This is a genomic window from Nonomuraea sp. NPDC050536 (genome assembly GCF_044457685.1).
Lineage (GTDB): Bacteria > Actinomycetota > Actinomycetes > Streptosporangiales > Streptosporangiaceae > Nonomuraea.
Genome location: NZ_JBITHD010000034.1, coordinates 1 through 23,373, shown reverse-complemented (window position 1 = coordinate 23,373; position 23,373 = coordinate 1). Strand labels below are relative to the sequence as shown.

Annotated in this window: 17 protein-coding genes and 1 pseudogene; 9 read left to right on the top strand and 9 right to left on the bottom strand. The window is 67.8% G+C overall.

Annotated elements, in window-relative coordinates:
• Positions 1–8: 8 nt before the first annotated feature.
• The 3 genes from ACIBHX_RS49165 to ACIBHX_RS49155 form a co-directional block, all read right to left on the bottom strand.
• A complete protein-coding gene (locus ACIBHX_RS49165; protein ID WP_397075529.1) occupies positions 9–11,663 on the bottom strand; it encodes a hemopexin repeat-containing protein in 11,655 nt (3,884 codons plus the stop codon).
• 116 nt (positions 11,664–11,779) lie between these two features.
• Positions 11,780–12,304: a DUF305 domain-containing protein gene (locus tag ACIBHX_RS49160; protein WP_397075527.1), complete on the bottom strand. Its 525-nt coding sequence runs from the start codon at positions 12,302–12,304 to the stop codon at positions 11,780–11,782.
• Positions 12,305–12,343: 39 nt separating this feature from the next.
• Positions 12,344–13,243, bottom strand: a complete 900-nt coding sequence (locus ACIBHX_RS49155) for a phosphotransferase (protein ID WP_397075525.1) — start codon at positions 13,241–13,243, stop codon at positions 12,344–12,346.
• Between the two features lie 99 nt (positions 13,244–13,342).
• Here ACIBHX_RS49155 and ACIBHX_RS49150 point away from each other — a divergent pair, with 99 nt between their 5' ends.
• Both ACIBHX_RS49150 and ACIBHX_RS49145 read left to right on the top strand, forming a co-directional pair.
• On the top strand, positions 13,343–14,026 hold the full coding sequence (locus ACIBHX_RS49150) for a class I SAM-dependent methyltransferase (RefSeq protein ID WP_397075523.1): 684 nt from the start codon (positions 13,343–13,345) through the stop codon (positions 14,024–14,026).
• Between the two features lie 135 nt (positions 14,027–14,161).
• Positions 14,162–15,127 carry an alpha/beta hydrolase gene (locus ACIBHX_RS49145; protein ID WP_397075521.1) on the top strand — a complete coding sequence of 322 codons (966 nt, stop codon included), beginning with the start codon at positions 14,162–14,164 and terminating at the stop codon, positions 15,125–15,127.
• Positions 15,128–15,253: 126 nt separating this feature from the next.
• Here ACIBHX_RS49145 and ACIBHX_RS49140 read toward each other — a convergent pair whose 3' ends face one another.
• The 3 genes from ACIBHX_RS49140 to ACIBHX_RS49130 are packed head-to-tail and all read right to left on the bottom strand — an operon-like array spanning position 15,254 to position 16,385.
• Positions 15,254–15,406 (bottom strand): hypothetical protein, encoded by a 153-nt coding sequence (locus tag ACIBHX_RS49140; RefSeq protein WP_397075519.1) that lies wholly within the window; start codon positions 15,404–15,406, stop codon positions 15,254–15,256.
• Complete coding sequence (locus ACIBHX_RS49135; protein WP_397075517.1) at positions 15,403–15,615, bottom strand: hypothetical protein; 213 nt, start codon at positions 15,613–15,615, stop codon at positions 15,403–15,405. Before ACIBHX_RS49135 ends, ACIBHX_RS49140 begins: the two co-directional genes overlap by 4 nt.
• Positions 15,612–16,385 carry a COG4280 domain-containing protein gene (locus tag ACIBHX_RS49130; protein WP_397075516.1) on the bottom strand — a complete coding sequence of 258 codons (774 nt, stop codon included), beginning with the start codon at positions 16,383–16,385 and terminating at the stop codon, positions 15,612–15,614. Before ACIBHX_RS49130 ends, ACIBHX_RS49135 begins: the two co-directional genes overlap by 4 nt.
• 87 nt (positions 16,386–16,472) lie before the next feature.
• On the opposite strand from ACIBHX_RS49130, the gene ACIBHX_RS49125 reads away from it, so the two are divergent.
• On the top strand, positions 16,473–17,042 hold the full coding sequence (locus ACIBHX_RS49125; RefSeq protein ID WP_397075514.1) for a Chromate resistance protein ChrB: 570 nt from the start codon (positions 16,473–16,475) through the stop codon (positions 17,040–17,042).
• On the opposite strand, the gene ACIBHX_RS49120 is transcribed toward ACIBHX_RS49125, so the two are convergent.
• Complete coding sequence (locus ACIBHX_RS49120; protein ID WP_397075513.1) at positions 17,039–17,284, bottom strand: hypothetical protein; 246 nt, start codon at positions 17,282–17,284, stop codon at positions 17,039–17,041. The two genes, ACIBHX_RS49125 and ACIBHX_RS49120, sit on opposite strands and share 4 nt — an antisense overlap.
• Before the next feature lie 117 nt (positions 17,285–17,401).
• Between ACIBHX_RS49120 and ACIBHX_RS49115 the strand changes: the two genes are divergently transcribed.
• From ACIBHX_RS49115 to ACIBHX_RS49095, 5 genes and pseudogenes are all read left to right on the top strand, one after another.
• The gene (locus ACIBHX_RS49115; RefSeq protein ID WP_397075512.1) at positions 17,402–17,752 is read left to right on the top strand and encodes a RidA family protein; all 351 of its coding nucleotides are present in this window, start codon (positions 17,402–17,404) and stop codon (positions 17,750–17,752) included.
• A gap of 83 nt (positions 17,753–17,835) precedes the next feature.
• Positions 17,836–17,985 (top strand): annotated as a pseudogene (locus ACIBHX_RS49110) (pyridoxal-phosphate dependent enzyme); the annotation flags it as partial.
• Positions 17,986–18,023: 38 nt separating this feature from the next.
• The gene (locus tag ACIBHX_RS49105; RefSeq protein WP_397075511.1) at positions 18,024–18,236 is read left to right on the top strand and encodes an amidohydrolase family protein; all 213 of its coding nucleotides are present in this window, start codon (positions 18,024–18,026) and stop codon (positions 18,234–18,236) included.
• Positions 18,237–18,365: 129 nt separating this feature from the next.
• On the top strand, positions 18,366–19,766 hold the full coding sequence (locus ACIBHX_RS49100; protein WP_397075510.1) for a tetratricopeptide repeat protein: 1,401 nt from the start codon (positions 18,366–18,368) through the stop codon (positions 19,764–19,766).
• Positions 19,767–19,801: 35 nt separating this feature from the next.
• Positions 19,802–20,257: a hypothetical protein gene (locus ACIBHX_RS49095; RefSeq protein WP_397075509.1), complete on the top strand. Its 456-nt coding sequence runs from the start codon at positions 19,802–19,804 to the stop codon at positions 20,255–20,257.
• A 4-nt stretch (positions 20,258–20,261) separates the two neighbouring features.
• Here the strand turns inward: ACIBHX_RS49095 and ACIBHX_RS49090 are convergent, their stop codons facing one another.
• Both ACIBHX_RS49090 and ACIBHX_RS49085 read right to left on the bottom strand, forming a co-directional pair.
• Entirely contained in the window at positions 20,262–21,476 is a 1,215-nt protein-coding gene (locus ACIBHX_RS49090) for an MFS transporter (protein ID WP_397075508.1), read from the bottom strand.
• Positions 21,473–22,390, bottom strand: coding sequence for an EamA family transporter (locus tag ACIBHX_RS49085; protein WP_397075507.1), 918 nt, complete (start codon positions 22,388–22,390; stop codon positions 21,473–21,475). The genes ACIBHX_RS49090 and ACIBHX_RS49085 overlap by 4 nt, the downstream gene beginning before the upstream one ends.
• 385 nt (positions 22,391–22,775) lie before the next feature.
• Here ACIBHX_RS49085 and ACIBHX_RS49080 point away from each other — a divergent pair, with 385 nt between their 5' ends.
• Complete coding sequence (locus tag ACIBHX_RS49080) at positions 22,776–23,282, top strand: MarR family winged helix-turn-helix transcriptional regulator (protein WP_397075506.1); 507 nt, start codon at positions 22,776–22,778, stop codon at positions 23,280–23,282.
• The last annotated feature ends 91 nt before the right edge of the window (positions 23,283–23,373 follow it).

Sequence of the window (23,373 nt, the reverse complement as noted above, 5' to 3'; positions counted from 1 at the left end):
GCCTCCCGTCACTGCGCTCGATAGGTCAGCACCAGGCCGACACCGGTCAGGGTGGCCGTATCGCCGTCCGGGACGAGGATCCAGGGCGCACCGCCCACGCTCAGCCCCGGCGTGGCGAGCAGCTTGCCGTCGGTCAGGGTGAGCCTGCGGTCGCCGTTGAGCAGGAAGCGCGGCTGCGCCCCCTGATAGGTGGCGAAGACGCCGGTGATCTGGCGGCCGCTGATGCCCGGCAGCTGCTGCTGTGTGATCGCCAGCTCCAGCGCGCCGGTATCGCCCGAGGTGAAGGCGTCCCACGCGTCGGGGAACTCGGTGGCCACGTCGAGATAGCGGGCCGCCTGGTACGGCCTGAGCATGCCCTTGACCGCCTGGGCGAAGATCGCGCCGCCCTGCTCGGCCGTGTACTTCAGCACCAGCGTGACGTCGGTCAGCGACGCGGTGGCCGGCATCTCCAGGCTCCACCTGGACACCGCGCCGGTGCCCTCGAAGGGCAGATAGCGGTCGTCGTCGAAGCGGAGCTCGAACAGGCCGTTGTTGTCGCGGCCCTCCTCCAGGTCCGACAGCGCGATCTGCTCGCTGGTGCGCCAGTCGGCCCTGAGCGTGTCCGGCTGGGAGCCCTTGGGGTCCAGCAGGTACTTCACGGCCTTGGCGTCGGGCGCCAGCACGAGCTTGTTGTCGAGCTGGGTGAGGGTGGCGTTGATGCCGAGCGGGCCGTCGGCTCCCTCGAACGTGACGGTGACCGTACGGACGCGGCGCTGGTAGTGGCCGGGGAAGTCGCGGTCGAAGAACGCCTCGGTGAGGGCGAACTCGCACCGTCCCGTCGTGCGCAGCGCGATGACGGCCAGCGGGTCGAGGGCCAGCAGCGACACCCGCTTGGTGATCTCCAGGCCGCGGTGGTCGCCGTCGACGTAGGCCCTGCCGAGCCGTTCCAGGTCCAGGCTGAGGCTCTCGCCGGCCAGCAGGCCGCCGCGCCGGCTGTCCCAGTAGACGGGCTGGATGAAGGTGTCGTCGACGCCGCGCTCGAACTGGTAGGCCCGCTCGGCCGACCGGGCCATCTCGTAGGCCAGGTGGTAGGCCTGGAAGTAGAGCGTGGACAGCCGGCCGGCCATCCACCGGTACAGGTCGGCGGTGCCGAACTTGTCGCGCAGGAAGCCGGCGACCGCCTCCACGTTGGCGATCTCCTGCCTGGTGACCTCCAGCTCGTGCTGGGCGGCGGCCAGCTGGTACTCGGCGCCGGCCACCTGGTGGCCGAGCTGGTTGAGGTCGGCCTTGGCCATGCCGAGCTGCAGGTTCCAGTCCTGCTGCATCCGGGCGAACTCGTTGGCCAGCCCCATCAGCTCGCCGGTCACGCTGAACGCCTCGCCGAAGGCGGTCGTGACGTCGGCCACCTTGTCCAGGGCTTGGCCCACCTCCTCACCGCCGTAGGAGGTGCCCAGGATGAACGGCCCGAGCAGCACCTCCGGCACGCCGAACGCCACCGCCGAGCCGATCTTCAGCCCGGCTACCACGAAGTGCGCGTTCGCGGCCTTGGTGAGATTCTCGACCTGCGCCTGCTGGTAGGGCGTCATACCGTTGGCGATCTGCTGCTCGAAGTGCGTGACCCGCCCGGACGCGCCCTCCTTGGCCGCCTCCAGCTCGTGCAGCGTCTCGACGGCGGCGCGGACCTGGGCCTCCTTGATCTCCCTGGTCAGGGTGAGAATGGCGGCCTCCTGCCGGTTCTGCAGCAGGGTCAGCTCCTCCTGGTCGCGCCGTTCCAGCACGCTGAGCAGGTCGTTGCCGAGCTGGCCGACGCGGTCGACGAGGTCCTGCGCCTTCCTGAACAGGAACGCGAAGCGGTAGTACGGCACCGCCGCCCTGAGCGATGAGGGCAGCTGGTCGACCGGGACGCCCGCGGCGGCACCGCGGACCAGGCTCATCACGTCGGCGGGCGGCTCGAACAGCGGCACCGGCTGGCTGACGCCGGTGATGTCGAGCGACTGCCTGATCTTCCACAGCCGGTCCTCGACCCGCGTCCAGTACTCGGCGAACGTGGCGTTGTCCGGGATGAAGAAGTAGCGGTTGGCGATGCTGCCGTGGATGGCGCCCGCCCCCTCCAGAAGGGCGCCACCCCCGGTGAGCTGCCAGAGCTTGTCGTCCTCGCTTTCTTCCTGCCCGTCCAGGCCGCCGTAACTGCGCCCGGGCGCCAGCGCCAGGGTGCCGAGGTTCTCCGGCCGGTCGCCGAGCAGGTCGTAGGCGAAGATGTAGAGCATCCTGGCCTCGTCGATGCTCTCCCCGGTGTACTGGCGGAAGAGCATGTCGCCCCAGTCGAGCAGGTTGTCGACGTAGGACATGACCACGGCCCTGCGGTAGGCGGTGGGCCGCAGCTCGGCGATCGCGTGCGGGTCGAACGGGTCCTCCAGGTAGGCCTTGAGCATGCTGCCCCGGTCGCCCATGAGCGCGTACTGGCGCCGCAGCCGCTTGACCATGGCCAGCCGTTCGAGCAGCGCCGCCGCGGTGACGGGATCCAGCGTCCGCTCGATGCCGTCGAGCCCGGTGCCGGCCAGGCCGCCGAGGAAGTCGACCTCCTTGGCGGTGAGGTCGCGCACCTGCTGGAAGGCCGGGGCCAGCGCCTCCAGCTTCATCAGGATCGGCTCCAGCCCGGGCGGTTCGAGCCCGAGCCGGTGGACCTCGCTACGACAGCTGGCGACCAGGGCCGCCACGTCGATCTCCAGGAACGGCAGGAACCGCCAGTACCTGGTGGGCTCCGTCGGGTCGAAGACGTAGTCGTACCAGCGGCGCGCGTCCTCGAAGCGCTGCGCCTCGTTGAGCGCCCCGGCGATCAGCAGCGGAGCGTGGAAGAAGATCTCCCAGTAGTAGATGCCGTTGGCGCTCTGGAAGTCCAGGTGCGTGCTGGCCGGCGTGCCCGCCTTGTGCACCTTGGGCAGCACCTGGATCGTGGTCGGGTTGGACGTGGTCGGGCTGAAGGCGGGCAGCTCGTCGGTCTCCTGCGTGGCCGGGTCGAGCAGGGCGTCCACGCCTCCGGTCAGGAGCTCCCTGTTGAGCTTGTAGGCGGTGCTGGAGGTGAGCCGGATGATCTCGTGCGGCAGCGCCGCGAACTCGTACGGCACCGGGACCTCGGCCGTCTTGGAGTAGCGGGCGTAGCCACCGCTGCCGGTGAACAGGAACAGTTTGTCGCTGTCCAGCGCCCCGGCGAAGCCGTCGGGCAGCCCGCCCCAGTTCTCGCTGACCGGGATGAACGTCTTCACCGCGTCGAGTTCGACGCCCTCGGACAAGATGGCGTAGTCGCCGCCGGAGAAGGCGTAGTTCCTGAAGACGGCCTTGATCGGGCGCGCCAGGGTCTTGGGGTAGCCGTCGTCGATCGCGTCGGGCACCGTGCCGCCGTCCAGCGTGTAGCGGACGTATTCGGTGCCGCTGGTCAGGTAGAGCTTGCCACCGTCGACGTAGGCGGCGTCGACGGTGCCGGTGCGGGTGATGTTGGTGTCGACCTTGCCCAGGTCCCGGGTCGGCTGGGGCTTGTCGCCCGTGAAGGCGTAGGTGCCCGCCGCGTTGTCGAAGAAGTAGGCGCCGTTGCGGTAGCCGAACCCGACCACCGGCCCGGACTGCGGCAGGCCCTCCTCGTTCTTGGCCAGCGGCTTGGGGTAGCCCTTCTCGGGCATCCCCTCGGGCGTCAGCCGTACGTACTGGTCGCCCGCGATCAGGTAGAGGTGGTTACGCAGCACGATCGCCGAGTCGGCCTTCACCGGCCATCGGTCCACCGGCGGGAAGACGCCCCGTTCGCGGGAGAAGAAGTACTCGATCCCGTTCCAGGTCACGGCCGCGTCGATCCTGCTCCACTGCGGCAGGTTGTCGGGGTTCGCCTCGATCCGCTGGGGATAGCCGGCGTCCAGCGGGCCGAACGGCTTGCCGTTGGTGTAGCGGTAGTACTCCGGCCCGGAGAACAGGAACGTCTGGTTCCCGCGCACCAGCACCGCGTCCACCACGCCGGTCCTGGTCAGGTTGTTGGCCTTGATCCCCCACCGCTCGGCGATCGGCTGCCTGGTCTGCCGCGTCGCGGTCTTGCCCTGCGGCACCAGGACGAAGACGTGGGCCTGGTTGTCGAAGAACGCCCTGGTACCGTCCGGCAGTTCGACGGCCGCGTCCACCCGGTCCCAGGTCGTTGGCAACCCGTCCTCGTTGCCCTTGAGGGGCAGTACGGTGACCTGTCCCGAGGGCGCCGTGATCGGCCGGCACAGGAAGCTGCCGCCCTTGTGGTCGACGCTCAGCCACGCCTCGTCCGGACTGTTGAAGCGCACCACGCCGGCCTGGTCGACGGGCTCGGCGAAGATGCTGTCCAGCCGCGCCACCTGGACCGGCGGGTCGGCGTCGGCCACCTTGACCGCGTAGAGCTCGGGCGTGAGCACGTAGGACGACTTGCTCCGCCCCTTCGGCCCGGTGTAGGTGCAGGTGACCGTGATCGCGTCGTGGTCGCCGACCCGCGAGGCCTCCACGAACAGGGTGGCGCCGGTGATCGGCCCGTTCTGGATCTCCTCGGCGGGCAGCACCTGGGGGGCCACCCACTCCTGGTTCAGGTTGTAGAAGGAGTAGTAGATCTTGACCCGGTGCTTGGGCGGCGGCGCCGAGACGTTCTGGTTGTTGGCGTCCGCCTTCGCGACGGTGATCGTGGTGCTCTGCGCCTCGGGAGCCACGGCCTCGACGACCGTCCAGAACACGAAGACGCGGCCGAAGGCGTGCACGGGGTGCACCTTCTCGGCGTCGATCTGCAGGTCCACCTTGAGCCACGGCTCCCAGGTGGCCGACAGCTTCTCGCCGTCCCTGAACTCGGCGCCGCGGTAGTAGAAGCGCCTGGGTTCGGTCCTGGTCCTGCCGAACAGCACCAGCCGCCGGGTGCCCGGCTCCTGCTCCTGGTAGACGTAGCCGCCGGCGATCTCGAGCCTGGACACCTCGGTGTACTCGTCCAGGTAGCGCTTGTAGGCCTTCTGCACGCTGTCGGGCGTGATCTCGCCCTGCAGCAGGTCGCTCTCCAGTGCACTGAACGCCGGCGTCTTGCCGGCCCGCAGCTCGGGCCGCAGGTAGTTCTCCGGGTAGAGGAAGACCTTCCTGTTGGCCTCCCAGACGCGGTAGTTCTTCATCCACCGCCACCACGTCTTGATCTGCTCGCGTCCAGGCTCGTCGGCCTGCTCCAGGTCGAGCAGGCAGCGGTGCAGGTAGAGCTGGGTGGCGGCGATGGCCTCCCTGACCCGGGAGGTCTTGCCGGCGGGACCCATGTCCACGTCGATCAGGTAGCGCTCGAACAGCTCGCGCGAGGTGTGCAGGTCCAGCTTCGCGATCACGGTGGGGACAAGTACGTCCCGCTTGATCACGTTGAGCTCGTCGTGCACCACCGATGGGTCCACGCCTCCCGAGAAGCCGTCGCCGTAGATCTTCGACGGCGGCTTGCCCAGCTTCTCCGCCATGGCGAACAGCTCGGCGAGCCGGAGCAGGAACTCGATCTCCCCGTCGTGCCGCGGCAGCAGTGTGCTGTTGCGCCTGGCCCATCTGATCTCGTCGAGGTCCCAGCCGAACCGCTCGGACAGGAACCCGTAGGGGTCCTCCAGCCGCACGAACGCGCCCGCGTCCAGGCGGACGAAGTCGCTGATCGTGCGCACGTCGCTCAGCCGGTGGTCGGCCGCGTCCGCCCAGCCGCTCCTGAACGTCCGCGCGTGCGTACGATCCCTGACGTACCGCTCGCCCTTGACCAGGTAGCCGTGCCCGTCGATGGAGAACGCCCCGTCGATGCCCGCCTCGAAGTCCGCGGGCAGGTCACCCCAGTCGTCCTTGATCGTCCGTGGATACCCGGCGTCCACGACGTCCAGGTCGTGCGCGTAGCGGACATACTGCTCGCCGCGGAAGGCGTACAGCGCCCCGTCGATCCCGGTGAAGGCCGCGTCCAGCCCCGGCGAGTCCGCGAACGCGTTGCGGATCTTCCCCCAGGTCCCGCCCGGCTTCCCGGTGAAGAAGTACGGCCGGCCGTCCGTGCCGAAGAACGCCGCGTCGAAGCCGTCCCCGGTGGCGCCCAGCTCGGCGGACCCGTCGACGGCCCGCGGATACCCCTCGTCGGCGAACTGGTAGTCGGTGCCGGTGTAGCGCACGTACTGGTCGCCGGCCAGCACGAACGTGTGCTCGTCCCTGACCAGCGCCGCGTCGGCCCTGCCCTGCTCGACCAGCACGTTGCGCACCCGGCCGAACCTGGTCACCTCGTAGGTGGCGGACGCGACCCTGGACACCGCGTGGCAGGCGCCGTTGACGAAGACGTACACGTTGCGGTCGTTGGCCACCACGGCGTCGATCGGGTGGCCGGTCACGTCGTCCTCGAACGACTCGGGCAGGTTGGCGAACGTCTCCTCCTTGCGCAGGTTCCCGGCGATCTTCTTCGGGTAGCCGGGGTCGACGTTCTGGTAGTCGTCGGTGGAGTAGCGGACGTAGCGGTCGCCGGAGAACAGGTAGGTGGTGCCGCGGTGGACGACGGCGGCGTCGATCGTGGTGATCGGGTTCGGCGGCAGGCCCCAGTGATCCCTGATGGGCGCGCGGGGCGACAGGACGCCGTCGGCGTAGCGGGTGTACTCGTCCTCGTAGAAGAAGCAGACCGAGCCGTCGGTGGCGGTGAAGGCGGCCTTGATCCCCGGGCGCAGGCCGTGCCAGACCTGCTCGATGGGACGCGGGAAGGACCACCTGGCGGCCTTCTCGTCGTAGGGCAGGCACCGCTTGCCGTACACCATCAGCATGGTGTCGCCCTCGCACAGGACGGCGTCGGGGATGCCGTCCTGGCCCCAGTAGGTGGCGTCGGTGGTGCCGGGCAGGCCGTCGACGAGGTAGCGGATGGTTCCCGACTCGTCCGGGTGCTCGAAGAGGTGGGTCCTGCCGCCGCGGACGTAGGCGAGGCGGACGCTGGTCAGGCCCCAGGTGGGCTCGATGGGCTGCGGGTCGCCGCCGTCGACGAAGAACTGGTCGCCGGAGAACAGGTAGGTCTTGCCGTCCTTGCCGACGAAGGCGGCGTCGACCGCGTTGTTCTGATAGATCGTGTTCCGCGGGCGGGCCCACTCCTCGGCGAGCGGGTACTCGCGGGCCTGGTCCACGTCGTAGCAGGCGGTGTCCTTGAACAGGTAGGTGTTGCCGTCGGCGCCGTTGAGCACGGTGCTCAGGGAGGTGCGGAACTGCGCGGGGACCTTCCTGAGCGTCCTGGGGCGATACGGGGCGGCGGAGATGGTGTCGCCCTCGATGGAGGAGCTGCGGATCCAGCCGGCCGGGCGCTCGATCATGAGCGTGCCGTCCTCCAGGAACGCGCAGCCCACGGGCTCGACGTCGTATCGGCGGTGGAGGCTGTCGGAGACCACGTGGCAGGTCGTGCCGGAGAACAGGTAGACGTTGCGGCGGTCGGCCAGCGCGGCGTCCACGCCGGTGAGCGTCACCGGCAGGTTGACCAGCCGGGGCTCCTGGTTGAGGTCCGCCAGGGCGCGCGGGTAGCCGTCGGCCACGTAGCGGTAGTCGGTGCCGTGGTAGCGGACGTACTGGTCGCCGGAGAACAGGTACGTCTCCTCGCCCGCCACCAGGGCCGCGTCCACCCGCTTGGCCACGTTGTTGACGACCCTGCCCCACAGGCCGGTGATCGGGGCCGGGTAGCCGTCGTCGACCTCGGTGTAGTCGTCTGCGGAGTACCGGACATAGCTGGATCCTGAGAAGACGTAGGTGCGGCCGTCCTGGCCCATGAAGGCGGCGTCGACCTTGCTGAACGGGATGCTGTCCCAGTGCTCGGCCAGCCGCCTGGGCTCCGACCACCAGCGTTCCCTGCTGTCGTAGACGACGAAACGGTCGCCGTTGAACAGGTACGTCAGGCCGTCCCTGCCGGTGAGGACGGCGTCCACGGTGGTGAAGCCGGGGACGTTCCACCAGTTGTCGGCCAGCGGGCGCGGATAGCCCGCATCGGGCGTGCGGTAGTCCTTGGTGGAGTAGCGGACGTACTGGTCGCCGCTGAACAGGTAGGTCGTGCCGTCCATGACGAAGGCGGCGTCCACGCGGGTGAGCCCGCCCCAGTCGCCGGCGATCGCCCGCGGGTAGCCCAGGTCGACCGTGGTGTACTCGTCGCCGGTGTAGCGCAGGTAGCGCTCGCCGCTGAACAGGTAGGTCCGGCCGTCGAGCCCGACGAAGGCGGCGTCGATCGTGCCGCTCATCGGGGCCGTCGCGCCCCAGGTGTCGCCTTCCTTGATCAGGTGCAGGACCCCGGCGGCGTCCTTGAACGTGGCCCGCACGCCGGTCTCCCGCCAGCGCTGCGGGTAGCCGTCGTCCACGCACACGCCGTCGTTCTCCAGGTCGTCGGAGTAGCGCACGACCTGGTCGCCGGAGACCAGGTAGTGCGCCGAGCCGTCGGTGTAGGCGGCGTCGACGGGCTTGGCCTGCTCGAAGACGTTCCTGATGCGGCCCCACGGCTCGGTCGGGTAATGGAAGCGCCCTTCTCGGTCCTGGAAGAGCGGGATCGGGCCCTCCCAAGTGCGCGGGAAACCCTCGTCCACGACCGTGTAGTCGCTGGTGGAGTAGCGGACGAACTGGTCGCCGCTGATCACGTGGGTGCGGCCGTCCCTGTCGACGAACGCGGCGTCGATCTTCCGTACGTCGTCGAAGGCGTTCCTGACCTTGCCCCACACCTGGTCGCGGGCCGCCCAGCGGATGCTGCCCGGCGCCCTGACCAGGGCCTGCGGCCCGCCGACGATCCACTCCTCACCGTCCGGACGGACGAAGGCCGCATCCACCCTGGCCATCCCGCCGAGGTGCGGCTTGGGGGTAGGGTCGGTCAGCCGGAGGGTGGCCTTGGAGTAGGTCCAGTAGCCGTCGGGGCCGAACAGGTAGACGTTGCCGTCGGCGCTGTCCAGCAGCGCGTCGAAGCGGTCCACGCCCGGAGGCAGCGCCAGCGACTCGGGGTACTTCTCGACCAGATCCTGCTCCTTGAAGGCGACCTCGACCTGATCCGGGCTCAGCCCCAGCTTGGCCGCCAGCAGCGCAAAGCGCCGCATCCGCCGATATTTCGGCTTTTGTGGATGGGCCAGTTCCTCGAGCGCCTCGTCCTGACCACCGGTCACGGCCACGCAGATCGCCTGCGCGGTGGCCGTGGGCACGCCGAACGCATCGGCGAGCACGCCGAACAGGGCCTGGCGCTGCTTGTCCGCCTGCCGTTCCAGTGCCTCGACGATCTCGGCCGTCCCGGCCGTCAGCTCGACGGCGACGGTGTGCAGGAGGAAGAAGACGTCCTTGCTGTAGTCCTCCATGCCGGGCAGCGTGAAGTCCAGGGCGTTGCCGACGTTGTGGAAGTAGCCGAGCCGCTCCTCCGGCACTGCCAGGTCCTCGTCCAGGTTCCCCGCCGCGGTCAGCATGGCCACCAGCGCGGCGCGCTCGGTGTCGTCGAAGCCGAGCTCGGTGATCGCCGCCAGGTTCAGTCGGTACGGCTCGGGGTCCTTCGCGATCTCGGCGATGCGCTGCTCGATCACCGCCCGCTCGGCGTCCAGGAACGGCCCCTCACCCAGCTCGGTGCCGTCGATCGCGTCGATGATCCGGCCCGAGAAGGCCTCGTCGGCCACGTCCGTGAAATCCGCGGCCACGAATGTGTAGAGCTGTTTCCTGAAGTCGGCGACCTGCTCCTTGAGCGCTTCCAGGATCCTGCGCCGCTGCGGGTAGAACTCGATGGCCAGGTTGAAATCCTGGAGCCGGGTATTGAGCAATCCCGCCTTATCCAGATATTTCCCCTCTTGGTCGATATAGCCGTTGAAATGCAGGCTCTCCAGCAGCCTCGGCTCCGTGACGGCGGCCACCAGCGGGTCTGTCTGGAACCTGGCCCTCCGCTCCTGTAGCAGTTGGAATACGGCAGGCGCCACGTCGGCCAGGTCCGCGTTGACGGCGAACGCCTCGGCGTTCTCTCCCTGGAAGAACTCGGGATCCAGGATCTCGCCCTCGCTGTCGAGGTAGCCGTTGAAGATCAGGTTGTCGTAGAGCTCGGCCTGCCGTTCCAGCCCCATGAGCTCGCCCAGGTCCGACGGGTAGAGCACCGCCGTGCCGTTCGTCAGCGTGCCGATCAGCTTGAACAGCGCCTCCCTGAACCCCTCGAAGTCGCTCGCGATCGGCGCCTGGCTGTCGTTGAGCGTGCCGTCGGCGTCGAGGTGCCCGGCGAAGACCAGGTTGGCGAAGATCTTGCCGGTCAGCCGCTCGTCCAGCCCCAGCTCCTGGAAGTCCTGCTGGGCGATGTGCCCCAGCTGGGTGATCGCGTCGTAGGCGGCGCCCGCGGCCTTGTCCCTGTCCAGTCGGATCAGCGCTGGATTGGTCGGCGAGACGACTCCATCGTCGTAGGCGGACACGATGTCGTGGATGGCCTCCGACGCCCGCTCGCCGAACCTGGACGAGGCGAACAGCTCCGGCGCCAGCGCCACCTCCTCGAAGCCGCTGCCCAGGTTCTCCAGGACCGCGTCCTCCTCGCCGTCGGCCTGCGCCGCGCTGCCGCCGAGGATGTCGTTGAGCTCCTGCGCGCCGAACCCGCCGTCCTGCATCCAGCGCATGATCGACGACAGCTCCTCGGCGAGCGCGAGCATCCCGTCGCCGGTCCTGAGCGCCCGGTAGGGGTCCTCGCCCTGGCCCACCAGCGCGTCCAGCACGCCGAACAGCTCCGCCACCGGCACCCCGAAGATCGCCACCAGCCGCGCCACCCGCTGCAGCGGCGGCACCCCCTGCGGGCTGACCTTCCCCCCGTCGAACAGCCCCGGCTCCAACCGCTGAACCACGAACGCGATGTCGGCCTCCGACATCCCGACCTGCTCCCCCTGCGGTACGGCCAAGCCGCAGACGTCGGCCATGGACAGGCCGTGCCCGCGTATCAGCCTGGTCGCCGTCGCGATCGTGCGCAGGGCGGGCTGGTCCAGGCGGCCCGCGCAGCACGTGGTCAGCACCAGGTAGAGGTCGGTCAGGCTCAGGCCGGTCCGCTTGGCCAGCCGTACCGTCCTGTTGACGCGCTCGAACCAGTCGAACGGGACAGGACCGCCGTCGTGCAGCAGCTGCTGCTCGTCCGGCGAGATCGTCACCTCGATGAGCTCGCGCAGCTCGGCCGCGCTCAGCCCGGTGGCGTGCCGGAAGCGCTCGACCAGTTGCAGGTCGTCGATCGACGCGCCGCCGTAGTACTCCCGCAGCGCGGTCTCGGCGGTGACCGGGATCGTCACGACCGCCGCGTCCTCCTGCGACAGGCCCAGGCACAGCCGCGCGATCTCGTCTTCGTCCGCGCCGAAGAGCCGGTAGAGGGTCTCCGGGTCTACCTGCAGGTGCTGCAGGTAGCGCTTGAGCTGCTCGTTCTCCAGCGAGAACGGCAGGCAGAACGGGTGCTTGCGCGTCCGCAGCGTGCCGTACGGGTCGTCGTCGTCGACGAGGCGTTCCAGCACCTCGTTGACGATGTCGAGGTAGGGGGACTCGGTGAAGGTGTTCTTGGCGTCCAGCACCACGTCCTTCAGATCGGCCCTGCGTTCGAGCAGCCGGCTGTGCTCGAAGGCGCCCTCCAGCAGGCGCAGCAGGTCGACCAGGTAGGCCGCGGGCGAGTAAACAGAACGGGCCTCGTCTCCCTCACGGAAGTCGAGGTCGCCGAAGAGCTGTTCATAGCTGGGCAGCACGATGGAATCCCCCCTCGGGACCGTCGGAACGCTCCATGTTCTGCCAGCGCCCGGAGGGGCGGATACTGACCATCTGGGTAGGCCCTAGCAACTCGTCCACATGTGGACAAATCTGGTTATTGCTTGAGCATGGCCAGCAATTGCTGTATTTCCGCCTTCCGGGATTGCTGGACGCGCCTGGCGTAGTCCTTGACGGTCGGATTGGCGCCGCCGTGAACCTCGGCATCGGCCATCCGGATAGCGTCATCCTGGTGGGCGACGAGCAGGTTGACGAGGTCCCGTTCGAAGTGCTTGGAGGTCGTCAACGCGGCGATCTGCCTCCGGTCGGTCTCGGGCATTCCGCCGTGATGCGCGTGGGCTCCCTGCGGAGCCTGCAGCGGCTGGTCCCATGCGTGCAGCCAGCGCAGCATCGCCTCCACCTCGTCCTGCTGGGTGGTCTCGATGGCCTTGGCCATGGTCTTGAGCTGCTGGTTCGTGGCGCGCTCCGACCCGATCCTGACGATCTCGATGCCCTGATGGTTGTGCGGCACCATCATCTGGACGAACATCACGTCCTCGGCGTTGACCGGATCGTCGGCCTTGGCCGTCCCGCAGGCGGCGACCAAGGCCAGGGCGAGTGCGGCCACTAAGCGCTCTATCACCCTAACGCTCCCTTTAAGCTTTTTAAATAGGAAACCTTCCTAAGGGTTATCGATTTCCCGGTCCCAGGCAAGTACCTTTTCCGCGTTGTACCGCGCGATCTCGAGCATGAACTCACGGTCGGGGAAGTCCCCGTCCAGCAACCGCAACGGCCCGGCCACCAGCGACAGGTGCATGGCCAGGCCGTAGAGGTTCATCCGCCGCTCGTCCAGCCCGTCGACCTCCAGGTGGCGATAGTCGTCACCGAACCTCAGCCGCAGGAAGACGTGCTCCCACTCCAGGTCGAAGAACATCAGCCCCTCGATGTCGATCACCACCGGATCGCCCCGCCGGTCGATCAGCACATGATCGGGCCCGAGCTCCCCATGGATCAGCCGGTAATCCTCCTTGGGCTGGATGTCACCCGCCAGCCGCTCCACCATCTCGGCCAGCCGCTCCCGCGCGTCCCCGATCTCTGCCACTCTTTTGGCCGCTTCATCGAGATGCCTGAGCGCCCGCTGCTTCACCACCCCGACCGCCGACTGGGTACGGACCGGATCCCCGATCTTGCCGAACCACGGCGCCTGCTGCTCCCACATCCGCCGCAGGCTGTCCCCCAGCTTCCCGAGCACCTCGGGATCCATCGACTCCTCGAGCTTCCCGCCCGGCACGTCCTCGATCAGGGCGAGTTCGTTGCTCTGGTCGACGAAGTACACCTCCGGGACCCGCACCCCCACCCGCGTCAACCGCTCGTGCGCCGCCAGGAACAACCCGAGCCCCGTGGCGTCACCGAACGGCTCCACCTCGCCCTCCGCCTCGGGCCAGTAGTTCTCCCCATCGCGCCACGAGTACAGCACCGCCGTGGCGCCGTCATCGAAGGTGACCCGATAGGCCCCCTTCTTGCTCCCACCCCGGAGCCGCTCGAACGCCACCGACCGCCGTCCGTCCCACTCGATCTTCATCGCGCCCTCCCCTACGACCGTCCAACACTGCCCCTAGCGTGCCAACCGCTCGTCTGCCCGGCGACCCGATTTGTCAGTGCCACCTGCGAGAGTCGACCCATGCCGACCTCACACCTCGCGCCCATCGCGGCCTTCTGGGATGCCTCGGCGGACACCTTCGACGACGAAGCCGACCACGGTCTTCGAGATCCGCAGGTGCGTGCCGCATGGATGCGACGGCTGGACGAGTGGCTGCCCGACGCCCCGGCCGACGTCCTCGATCTGGGCTGCGGGACCGGTTCGCTGACCCTGTTGCTCTGCGAGCTCGGACACCGTCCCACCGGGGTCGATCTGTCACCCCGGATGATCGACCAGGCCAGGCGCAAGCTGTCCACGGCGGGCTTCACCGTGCCGTTGACGGTCGGCGATGCCGCCGACCCGCCAGTCTCCGACGCCTTCGATGTGATCCTCGTCCGGCATCTCGTCTGGACGCTGCCCGACCCGGATGCCGCCCTTGGCCGGTGGCTCCGCCTGCTCAGGCCCGGCGGGCGTCTGGTCCTCGTGGAAGGCCAATGGCACACCGCGGGCGATGACGGTTCCTACGCGTCCGGCGCTCCGCAGCTGCCCTGGTTCGGCGGAGTCCCCGCGTCACAGTTGATCGAGGCGCTGGAGTCGCGGGCCGACATCGTGCATGTCGAACAGCTCAGCGATCCGCTGTTGTGGGGTCATCCCGTCGACGACGAAAGATACGTCGTGATCGGCCGCCCGAGGGCTGGCAGCGGGAGCCGTACAGTCGCGGCGTGATGGGGGCTGGGCGATGGTTCGGTAGATCCGCGTTTCCGCAGGTCGGAGTAGGGCATTCTGCGTACTGCGCCTTTTTCTGACCCAGTCGTACTTGCCGGTCCGCAGCATCCGCTGAAGTATCTCGGGGAATCACTCATGGCTGAAAACAAGGTCGTTCTCGAGCCCGCCGCGCAGGCGTTCGCCGACGCCACCAGCAAGGAGCCGTACATCTACCAGCTCCCGCCGGAGAAGGGCCGGGAGATTCTGGAGGACCTCCAGTCCGGCGCCGGTGTCGAGAAGCCCGCCGTCGCCGAGGAATGGATCACCGTCGAGGGCGGTCCCACCGGCAGCGTTTCCGTCAAGATCATCAGGCCTGAGGGGCTGACGGGCACCCTGCCCGTCATCTTCTACATCCACGGCGCGGGCTGGGTCTTCGGCAGCGCCAACACCCACGACAGGCTGATACGCGAGCTGGCCACCCGGTCCGGGGCCGCCGTGGTCTTCCCCGAGTACAGCCGCTCGCCGGAGGCCAGGTATCCGACCGCGATCGAGCAGAACTACGCCGCCGCCCAGTGGGTGATGCGGCACGGCGCCGAGAAGGACCTGGACGCCTCCCGGATGGTCGTCGCCGGTGACTCGGTGGGCGGCAACATGGCCGCCGTCCTGGCGATCATGGCCAAGGAGCGCGGCGACGTCCGGCTCAAGGCCCAGGTGCTGTTCTACCCGGTCACCGACGCCGACTTCGACACGGGCTCCTACCACCAGTTCGCGCTTGGATACTTCCTCAACCGCGACGGCATGAAGTGGTTCTGGGACCAGTACACGACCGACCCCGCCCAGCGCGCCGAGATCCACGCCTCGCCGCTGCGCGCAACCACTGACCAGCTCAGGGACCTACCCCCGGCGATGGTCCTGAACGGCGAAGCCGATGTGTTGCGCGACGAGGGCGAGGCCTACGCCAACAAGCTCCGCGAAGCCGGCGTAGCGGTCACCGCGGTCCGCTTCCAGGGCATGGTCCACGACTTCGTCATGGTCGACCTGCTCCGCGACACCCACGCGAACAAGGCCGCCCTCGAACTCGCCACCACCTTCATCCGCGAACACCTCGGCACCGGCAAGTAGCCACCGCCCTGAGGCCCAGGCGAACCACCTGGGCCTCAGGGTGAGTGTTCATCGCGACCTCGCCGCGATTTCCGCGGCGACCTGGGCCGGGGTGAGCTCGGTGGTGTCCAGCAGGTCGCCCTGCTTCTACAGCCACGGCAACGCCTCGAAGTAGCGCGGCACATGCGCGAGCCGCCAGGGGCGGATCTCGGGGGTGTCGTGCTCGATCCGGTCTTTCAGCGTCTGCTCGTCCGTGTGGAGGACGAAGTGGCGCAGCGGGATGCCGGCCTCCTCGATCATCTTCTGGTGTCCACCAGGATGCTCACGACGAAGCAGGTCAGGAGGAGTGCACCGCCGACCACGGCCGTGGCGGTCAGGGGGAGCAGGCCGGACAGTGCGACGCCGAGCGTGATCGCGAGAGCGAGCACCACGGCGGCGGCGATCTTCCAGTCGTCACCGATGATGAAGTCGTACCAGAACTTGGCGAAGCCCTTGAGCAGTCTCATCACGCCGCGACCTCCCTTGCCTTCCTGACGCCGGCGAGCCGGCGCACCAGCAGTTGCGTCACCACGATCCAGCTCGCCAGCAGCGCGAGGATGGCCCAGTCGGCGCCGGGCCACTCCAGGTGCCGTCCGCCGAGGAAGACTCCCAGCCCCTCCACCGCCCAGTAGGCGCCGAAGGAGGCCAGCAGCAGGCCCACGCCGTACTTGAGGGTGTTCTCCGGAACCATCGACAGCGGCCTGTGCAGGATCGAGCCGACGATCACGACGAGCAGTCCAGCGACGCCGGCGCCGGCGATGGCGGCGGGCATGTCGCCCGCGCTGAGGCCGAAGGTGATCACGATGAAGACGACCTCGACGCCTTCCAGGAACACGCCCTTGAACGACACCACGAACCCGAAGCTGTCGAGGCCGAAGTGGCGGCTGGAGGCAGCCTCGCGGGCGGCGGCGCGCTGCGTGGCGTACTCCTCCTCCTCGTCGTGCAGCGCCTTCATCCCCGAGGAGCGCAGCACGGCCTTGCGCAGCCACTGCAGGCCGAAGATCAGCAACAGTGTGCCGATCACGAGCTGCAGCAGGGACTCCGGCATCCAGGTCCGCAGCGCGTACCCGGCCGCGAAGGTGAAGGCCGCCAGCGCGACCAGCGCCGCGACGACCCCGGCCATGGCCGAACGCCAGCCGCGGGTGACGCCCATCGCCAGGACGATGGTCAGCGCCTCGACGAACTCCACGACCGAAGCCACGAACACCGAGGTCACCAGACCCCACGTCGCACCGCTCATCACACCTCCTTTAGATGTAACGATAGTTTCATGAAACAGATGCTTCAACCCTAGCGGCGAGATTGTCAATGGATAAGATGTGGGCCCATGACGTCCGGCGAGGTCCCTGATGAGCGGTTCCTCCTGCTCGTCTACCGCGTGCCCTCCTCCACCTCGCGGGCTCGGGTCGCCGTCTGGCGCGAGCTGAAGCGCATGGGAGCCCTCTACATCCAGCAGGCCGTGTGCGTGCTGCCCGACCGGCCGGGCGTGCGCGAGCGGCTGGACAAGATCCGGGCGCGCATCGCCGAGCTCGAGGGCGAGAGCATGCACTTCGTCCTCAACGATGTCGCCGACCAGGAGCGGAGCATGCTGGTCACCTCCTTCAAGGACAACTCCGCCAAGGAGTACGCCGAGATCGTCGAGGAGTGCGAGACCAAGTTCTTCAAGGAGATCGAGTTCGAGCGCTTCCGCGGCAACTACACCTTCGAAGAGGCCGAGGAGATCCGGCAGGACCTGGAGAAGCTCAAGCGCTGGCTGCGCAAGGTCGAGCAGCGCGACTGGATGGGCGCGCCCGGCAGGGACACGGCCACGGCCAAGGTCGCCGAGTGCGAGCAGCTGCTGGAGGCGTTCGAGGCCGACGTGTACGACCGCGTGGGCGGCGGCCCCGGGCAGGGCTAACGCTCCCGGGGCAGCAGCCGCAGCTCGAGCTCGGCCATCAGAAGGCTGAACACCTCGCTGATCCGTTTCGACCGGTAGCGGAACGTGTTGGGATGCACATTGACGCCGGCCGCTGCGGCGAGCACGATACGGCGGTCGTCCACAGCCTGTGGATCGCCGAGGATGACCGGCGTGCCGACGGGCAGGTCCAGGTCTGCCGGGGTCAGGACCTCGATCCCGGTTCCCGGCGGGCCGCTCGACAAGAGCGCGGATGACGTCTCTCTTGCGGAGGATTCTTGTGCTCGCGCGAGAAAGCGGGGCCCGTACTGTGGACTCCGACACAAGGCGGTGGCGAGTCGGGCGGATCTAGCGTCGATGGCATGTCACGACCACCCGCTCCTTACTCACCGGCCCGGCGCGCAGGCGATCTGCTGTTCGTCTCCGGCCAGCTCGGCTATCTGCCCGACGGCAGCCTCCCCGAGGGCCTGGCGGCCCAGGCACGCCAGGCGCTGGCCAACCTCGACGCGGTGCTCGCCGAGCACGGTCTCGGCCGCGACGACATCGTCAAGTGCCAGGTCTTCCTGTCCTCGATCGCGGACTGGGCCGCCTTCAACGCGGTCTACGAGGAACACTTCAGCCGCCCCTATCCCGCCCGCTCGGCTCTCGGCGTCCATTTGCACCCCGGGGCCCTGGTCGAGATCGAGGCCGTCGCCGCCTACAGGACGCCATGAGCCCAACGATCGAGGACGTCCGCCGCGCCCGCGACGCGCTGCGCGGCCAGGTGATCAGGACTCCCGTGCTGTTCTCCTAGGCGCTGGACGCCCTCGTCGGGTGCCCGGTGTTCGCCAAGGCCGAGTGCCTGCAGCACTCGGGGTCGTTCAAGGTCAGGGGCGCGCTGTACCGGCTGCTCACGCTGCCTCCCGAGGCGCTGGCCGCCGGGCTGATCACCGTCAGCGCCGGGAACGCCGCGCTCGGCCAGACAACGCCGACGAGCCGATCTTCATGGTCCAGGACGGCATGCCACCCGCCGACGCCCTCCGCGCCCTCACCCTGCACGGCGCCACCGTCCTCGGAATCCAGGCCCACGCGGGCACCATCACCCCCGGCAAGCACGCCGACCTCGTAGCAGTCGCAGGAAACCCCCTGGACGACATCGCCTCCCTCCGCCAAGTCACCTTCGTCATGCAACAGGGCAAGGTGACAACCATGATCTGATCCGAGAGCTGGCCAAGCTGCACCGGTTATCCCCAGCCTCTTGGGCCGATCTGGCCTGATCCAGCGGTGTAGGTTCTCACCGACATTTCGCGGCCAGCCGATCAACAATTCGACAACAGGTGTCCGTTCATGCCTACATCACTCGATATCGCGTACGGCCTTCTGGAAGAGGGCCGAGTGTTCGACGCCGAACAGCTCATGCTCAAGGAGCTCGAGGCCGCCAGGCGGAAGTACGGCCGCAAGAGCCCCGAGTTGGCGGCCGCCCATTGCGATCTCGGCAACCTCCTGGTCAGCGCCCGCCAGTTCGACCGAGCGGTGGAGTACTTCCGCAGCGCGTGCGTCAAGCCCCGGGGGCGCGACCGTGAGGCGTACAAGGACCACCTGACGTACCGGCTGAATCTGGGCACCGCGCTGGCCATGGCCGGCCGGCTCGACGAGGCCGAGACCGAGCTTCGCCGCAATCTCCGCGAAAGGCAGGACTTCTACGGCCGTGAGCATCCCGGCTACGCCTTCGCCCTGGAACCGCTGGCCGACGTGCTGCTCCGGCGCGGCGACATCGGTCAGGGCCGCCAGGTCATCGAAGAGACGGTAGGTACCTTCTGGCGCTCCGGCCACGAGAGAGTCGCCACCGCGCTGGCACTGCGGGCGGAGATCATCGTGGCCGCGGGCGGCGATGAACCCGCTTTCCAGAGACTCGACCAACTGCCGGACGAGATCATCGATCAGATCGCCTTCACGGTGATGACCCGGGACGGTCATGACCCGGCGACTACCAAGGCGGTCCTCACCAGCCTGCTCGCGATCCTCGAGGCGCGGTTCGGCCCCGACCACCAGACGACGCTCAACGCGCTCATCTACCTGGCGAACGCCGGCGACGAGACGATCGAGCGGGTGATCGCCTCCTACGACCGGCAGGGCAGGAGAGAGGACGCGCTCATGGCGACGCTCGGCCTGGCCCTGGCGGCCGGCGACATGCATGCGTACGCCCAGGCGCTGACCCGGGCGGACGAGATCGGCCGCCCCGAGCTTCGCGCCCAGGTTCTGCGGAACTGGGGCCTGGCGCTGTCGGAAGCCGGCCGTACAGCCGAAGCCGAGCAGCGCCTGCGCGAAGCCGTGTCCGAAGCTGATCGCGGCAACGACCACGAACTGCTCGGCCGCTCACTTGTCGCGCTCGGCCTCTTCTTACAGCACGAGGAACGGCCGGCCGAAGCGCGACAAGTGGTGGAGGCGGGCCTGTCGATCCTGGATGTCGCCCACCCCGACGCGATCACCGGCCGCAGCCACCTGGGCGCCATCACCGCCGGTCACTCTTGCGGGTGCGGGGACATCCAGAACGCGATCCTCACGGCATGCCGCGAGTTCGTCATCGGCAGGCTTCCACCCGACCTCCTGGAAGACCTCGTCGTGAACGACGACTTCACCTTCCACATCAAACTCCGCAGAAAGCCAACCAAGGCCGAGATCGAGCACATGAACCAACTGATCCACAGCGCCACCGCCGAATTCCGCACCCGCCTGGCCTCCGGGTGAGCAGTTGTCGTACCCGGTGGCTAATCTCCCGTCGCATGGCAGTCCCTGAGATCATTCCCATCGGATACGAACCCGACTACCACACCGACACGATCGGCCATTGGGACGGCGGCCAGTTTCTCGGCTCCGTCGTCCCCGCCTTTCCCGAGGGCCACACCCACGGCGACGACTGGCAAGCGCACAAACGCTGGTACGCCGTCCTCCACACCTTCGATGCTGGTGGGCACCACCTCGACTCCCGCGTAGAACGCACCGGGACCGACGATGCCCACCTCGCCTCCGTCGACGCCGCCCAAGCCCGACTGACGGAGTGGCTCGACGCGCTCTCTGGCCGACGCTTCGGCGATATCGCCGTCCGGCCCTTCCGGTACGAGTTCGATGACGTTCTGTTCGGCCTCGTCATCGAGACCTTCGAAGGCGAAGAGCACGCTGAGCTTTACCCGGACGATCTCGGCTTCTACGAACCCTGGGACGGCTCCTACGACACCTGATGGCTTATCCGCTGGCGGCCAACGCGTCGTCGGGGATGGGGCGGGTGGTCTTCTGGCGGGTGCTGAGGGTGATGAGCAGGGAAGCCGCTGTCAGCGCCACGCCGAACCAGAAGGCGCTTCTGACACCGAGATTGTCGGCGAACAGGCCGCCGAAAAGCGCTCCGAGCGCGATAGAGGTGTTGTATCCCAAGGTGTTGAGTGACATGGCGGCTTCAAAGGTGTCGGGCGCGGCGGCGAGCGTCATGTTGATCTGGCTCAGGTTCACGGCGCCGAAGGAAACTCCCCAGAGGGCCACCGCGATGATCAGACCGGCCTGCCCGTGACCGATGGTGAGTAGCAACAGCAAGGACGCCACGAGTCCCGCGCAGGCGACAATGAAGGTGGCCCTCAAGTTCTTGGTCACGGTGTATCCGGCGATGAAGTTTCCGACCGCGCCTCCGGCACCGTAGATTATCAGCAATCCAGTGATATAGGCGGGCGTGGCGGATGAGTTGTTCTCCACGAAGGGTCGCACAAACGTGTACGCCCCGAAGTGGCCGAGCACGTACAGGATGACGGTAAGCATCACCAAACGTAGCCGCACGTTTTTGAGCGGGAGCGCGAAGACCTCCCGGACCGAAACCGCGTTCTCCGATGGCAGTGACGGAATTACGGCAGCGACCGCGAGGAACACCAGCGCGCTGAGGCCGCTCCAGATGAGAAACGTGGTCCGCCAGCTGGTGAGGCTTTCAAGGAACGTTCCCAGCGGCATGCCCACCACCGTGGCGATCGAGATGCCGGACAACGCGACCGCGGCCGCCCTGCTCGCGTGGCGTCCCGGAACCAGGCGCATCGCCATGCTGACGCCTATGGCCCAGAACACCCCGTTGGCGAATCCCATGACGAGCCGCGTCGTCAGGACCAGCGGAAAGTTCGGCGCGATGGCGGTGATCAGGTTTCCCAGGGCCAATATCGCCAGTAGCGCGGACAGCAGCACGCGCCGGTTGACGCGCCTGGTCCAGGCCACGATGAACGGTACGCCCAGTCCGGCTGAGATGCCGTACAGGGTAACCATCAGCCCGGCGACTCCCACGGATATATGCAGGCTTGTGCTCACCGGAGTAAGGAGGCCGACGGGCATCAGCTCGGTGGTGACGAAAATGAACAGACTGGCTGTGATGACAGAAACACCCAGCCATGATCTCAAGGTCGAGTATGGGTGTTCATCGCGTGTGGTCATTTCTTCTCTCTGATTGATATGTGCGTCAGTTCGGATACCGCGGAGTTGTCGTTGTCAGGCAGAACATGGGCCGGAGCCTTTTGCGCGAGCAGCACGGCACTGACGATCACCAGGGTTCCGACCAGCTGCAGAATCGACAGCGTCTGATGCAGAAACAGATATCCGAGGATGGTTGCGACGATCGGACTGCCCAAGGCAAGGAAGGAGACCGCCAGTGCCGGCAACCTCTCTATCCCGCGGAACCAGATCGCATAACTGATGACTGCGCCCAGGGACATGAGATAGCCGAACCCGACGAGGTTGGCCCCGCTGATGGTGGTCGGCAGCCCTTCGAGGGAAAGCGTGAAGGGCAACAACACGAGTCCGCCTGCCGTGAGTTGCCAGCCGGTGAAGGGAAGTAGCCCCACTCCGTCCGGGCGTCCCCACAGTTTGGTCAGCGTGATGCCGGTGGCCATGCTGGCCGCCCCAGCCAGGGCCGCCGCCACACCAACGAAATCCAGTGCCGCCGTCCCCTTGAACACGAGAAAACCGACACCGCCTGCGCCGAGGACGCAGGCCGCCACGTGCGCGTACCGGATTCTGTCCCCGATGAGCAGCGCCGCCAGGACCAGTACGAGCATCGGCTGCACCGCCGTGATCATTGCTGCGATACCACCCGGTAGGTGGTAGGCCGCGACGAACAGCAGGAAGTTGAACGCGCCGATGTTGAGCGTTCCGAGCACCAGGGCGCGCCACAGCCAGATCCCGGTCGGCAGCGTGCGGGCGAAGGTCAGCAGAATCAGACCCGCGGGAAGCGCCCGCACGGTGGCGGCCAGCAGTGGGCGGTCGGGCGGCAACCACTCGGTCGTCACCAGATAGGTGCTCCCCCAGATCGCCGGCGCCAGCGCCGTCACACCTGCGGTAAGGAGCCTCATGCCGCGCCGCCCTCCGTGCCGGAGTACCGGTCACCGGGCAACAGATATGCGTTCACGTTCAACCAGTCCTCGATAGCGGAGGTCACTATCCGCAGCTCCGGATAGCGGTTACAGACAGCGGCGATTCAGCGCGCGCCAGAGCCAGACGCCGGCCGGCCGACCATCAGCAAGATCAAACCGGCTGGCAGCGGACTCAGGCAGCGCCGCGCGGCGTGCGCGCAGCGCCTCGGAGGCGTCGGCAGTCACCAGATGCTTGCCTCACACGACGGGGCCAGCGCGGTCAGGCAGGAGTCCGGCAACCGGACCGAACGTGCCGGCCGTGGTCGCGACGGAAGTTATCTTCCACGGAAGATAACTTACTTTCCAGGGAAGATACAGTCAAGGCATGACAACGCCCACCGGCCCTGACGGGGTGGATCGGATCGTCGCGCAGTGGCAGCGTGAGCGGCCGGACCTCGACCCCAGCCCGATGCACGTGATCGGGCGGATCAGCCGGCTGCACTGGACGCTCGACGAGCGGCTCCTGCGCGTCTTCGATCAATATGACCTGGGCCGAGGCGAGTTCGACGTGCTGGCCACGCTGCGCCGCGCGGGCGAGCCGTACGAGCTGACCGCCGGCGAGTTGTGCGAGGCGACCATGGTCACCTCCGGGGCGGTCACCAAGCGGGTGGACCGACTGGAGCGGGCCGGGCTGGTCGCCCGCCGAGCCGCCGAGGACGACGCGCGCGGCCGGCTGATCAAGCTGACCGACCGAGGCCGGCAGGTCATCGACGACGTCCTCGTCGCGCACGTGCACAACGAGACCCGCCTGCTCTCCGGCCTGACCGCTTCGGAGCGAACCACCCTCGCCGACCTACTACGCAAACTGGGCCAGACCCTGCCCGAGGACTAGTACTACAGCCAGGTTTTGTGATCTGTGGTGTGGGCGCATGCCTGATGAGTTAACGCCCGATGATCTCCAGGAGTGGGTCTCGGGGTTGGAT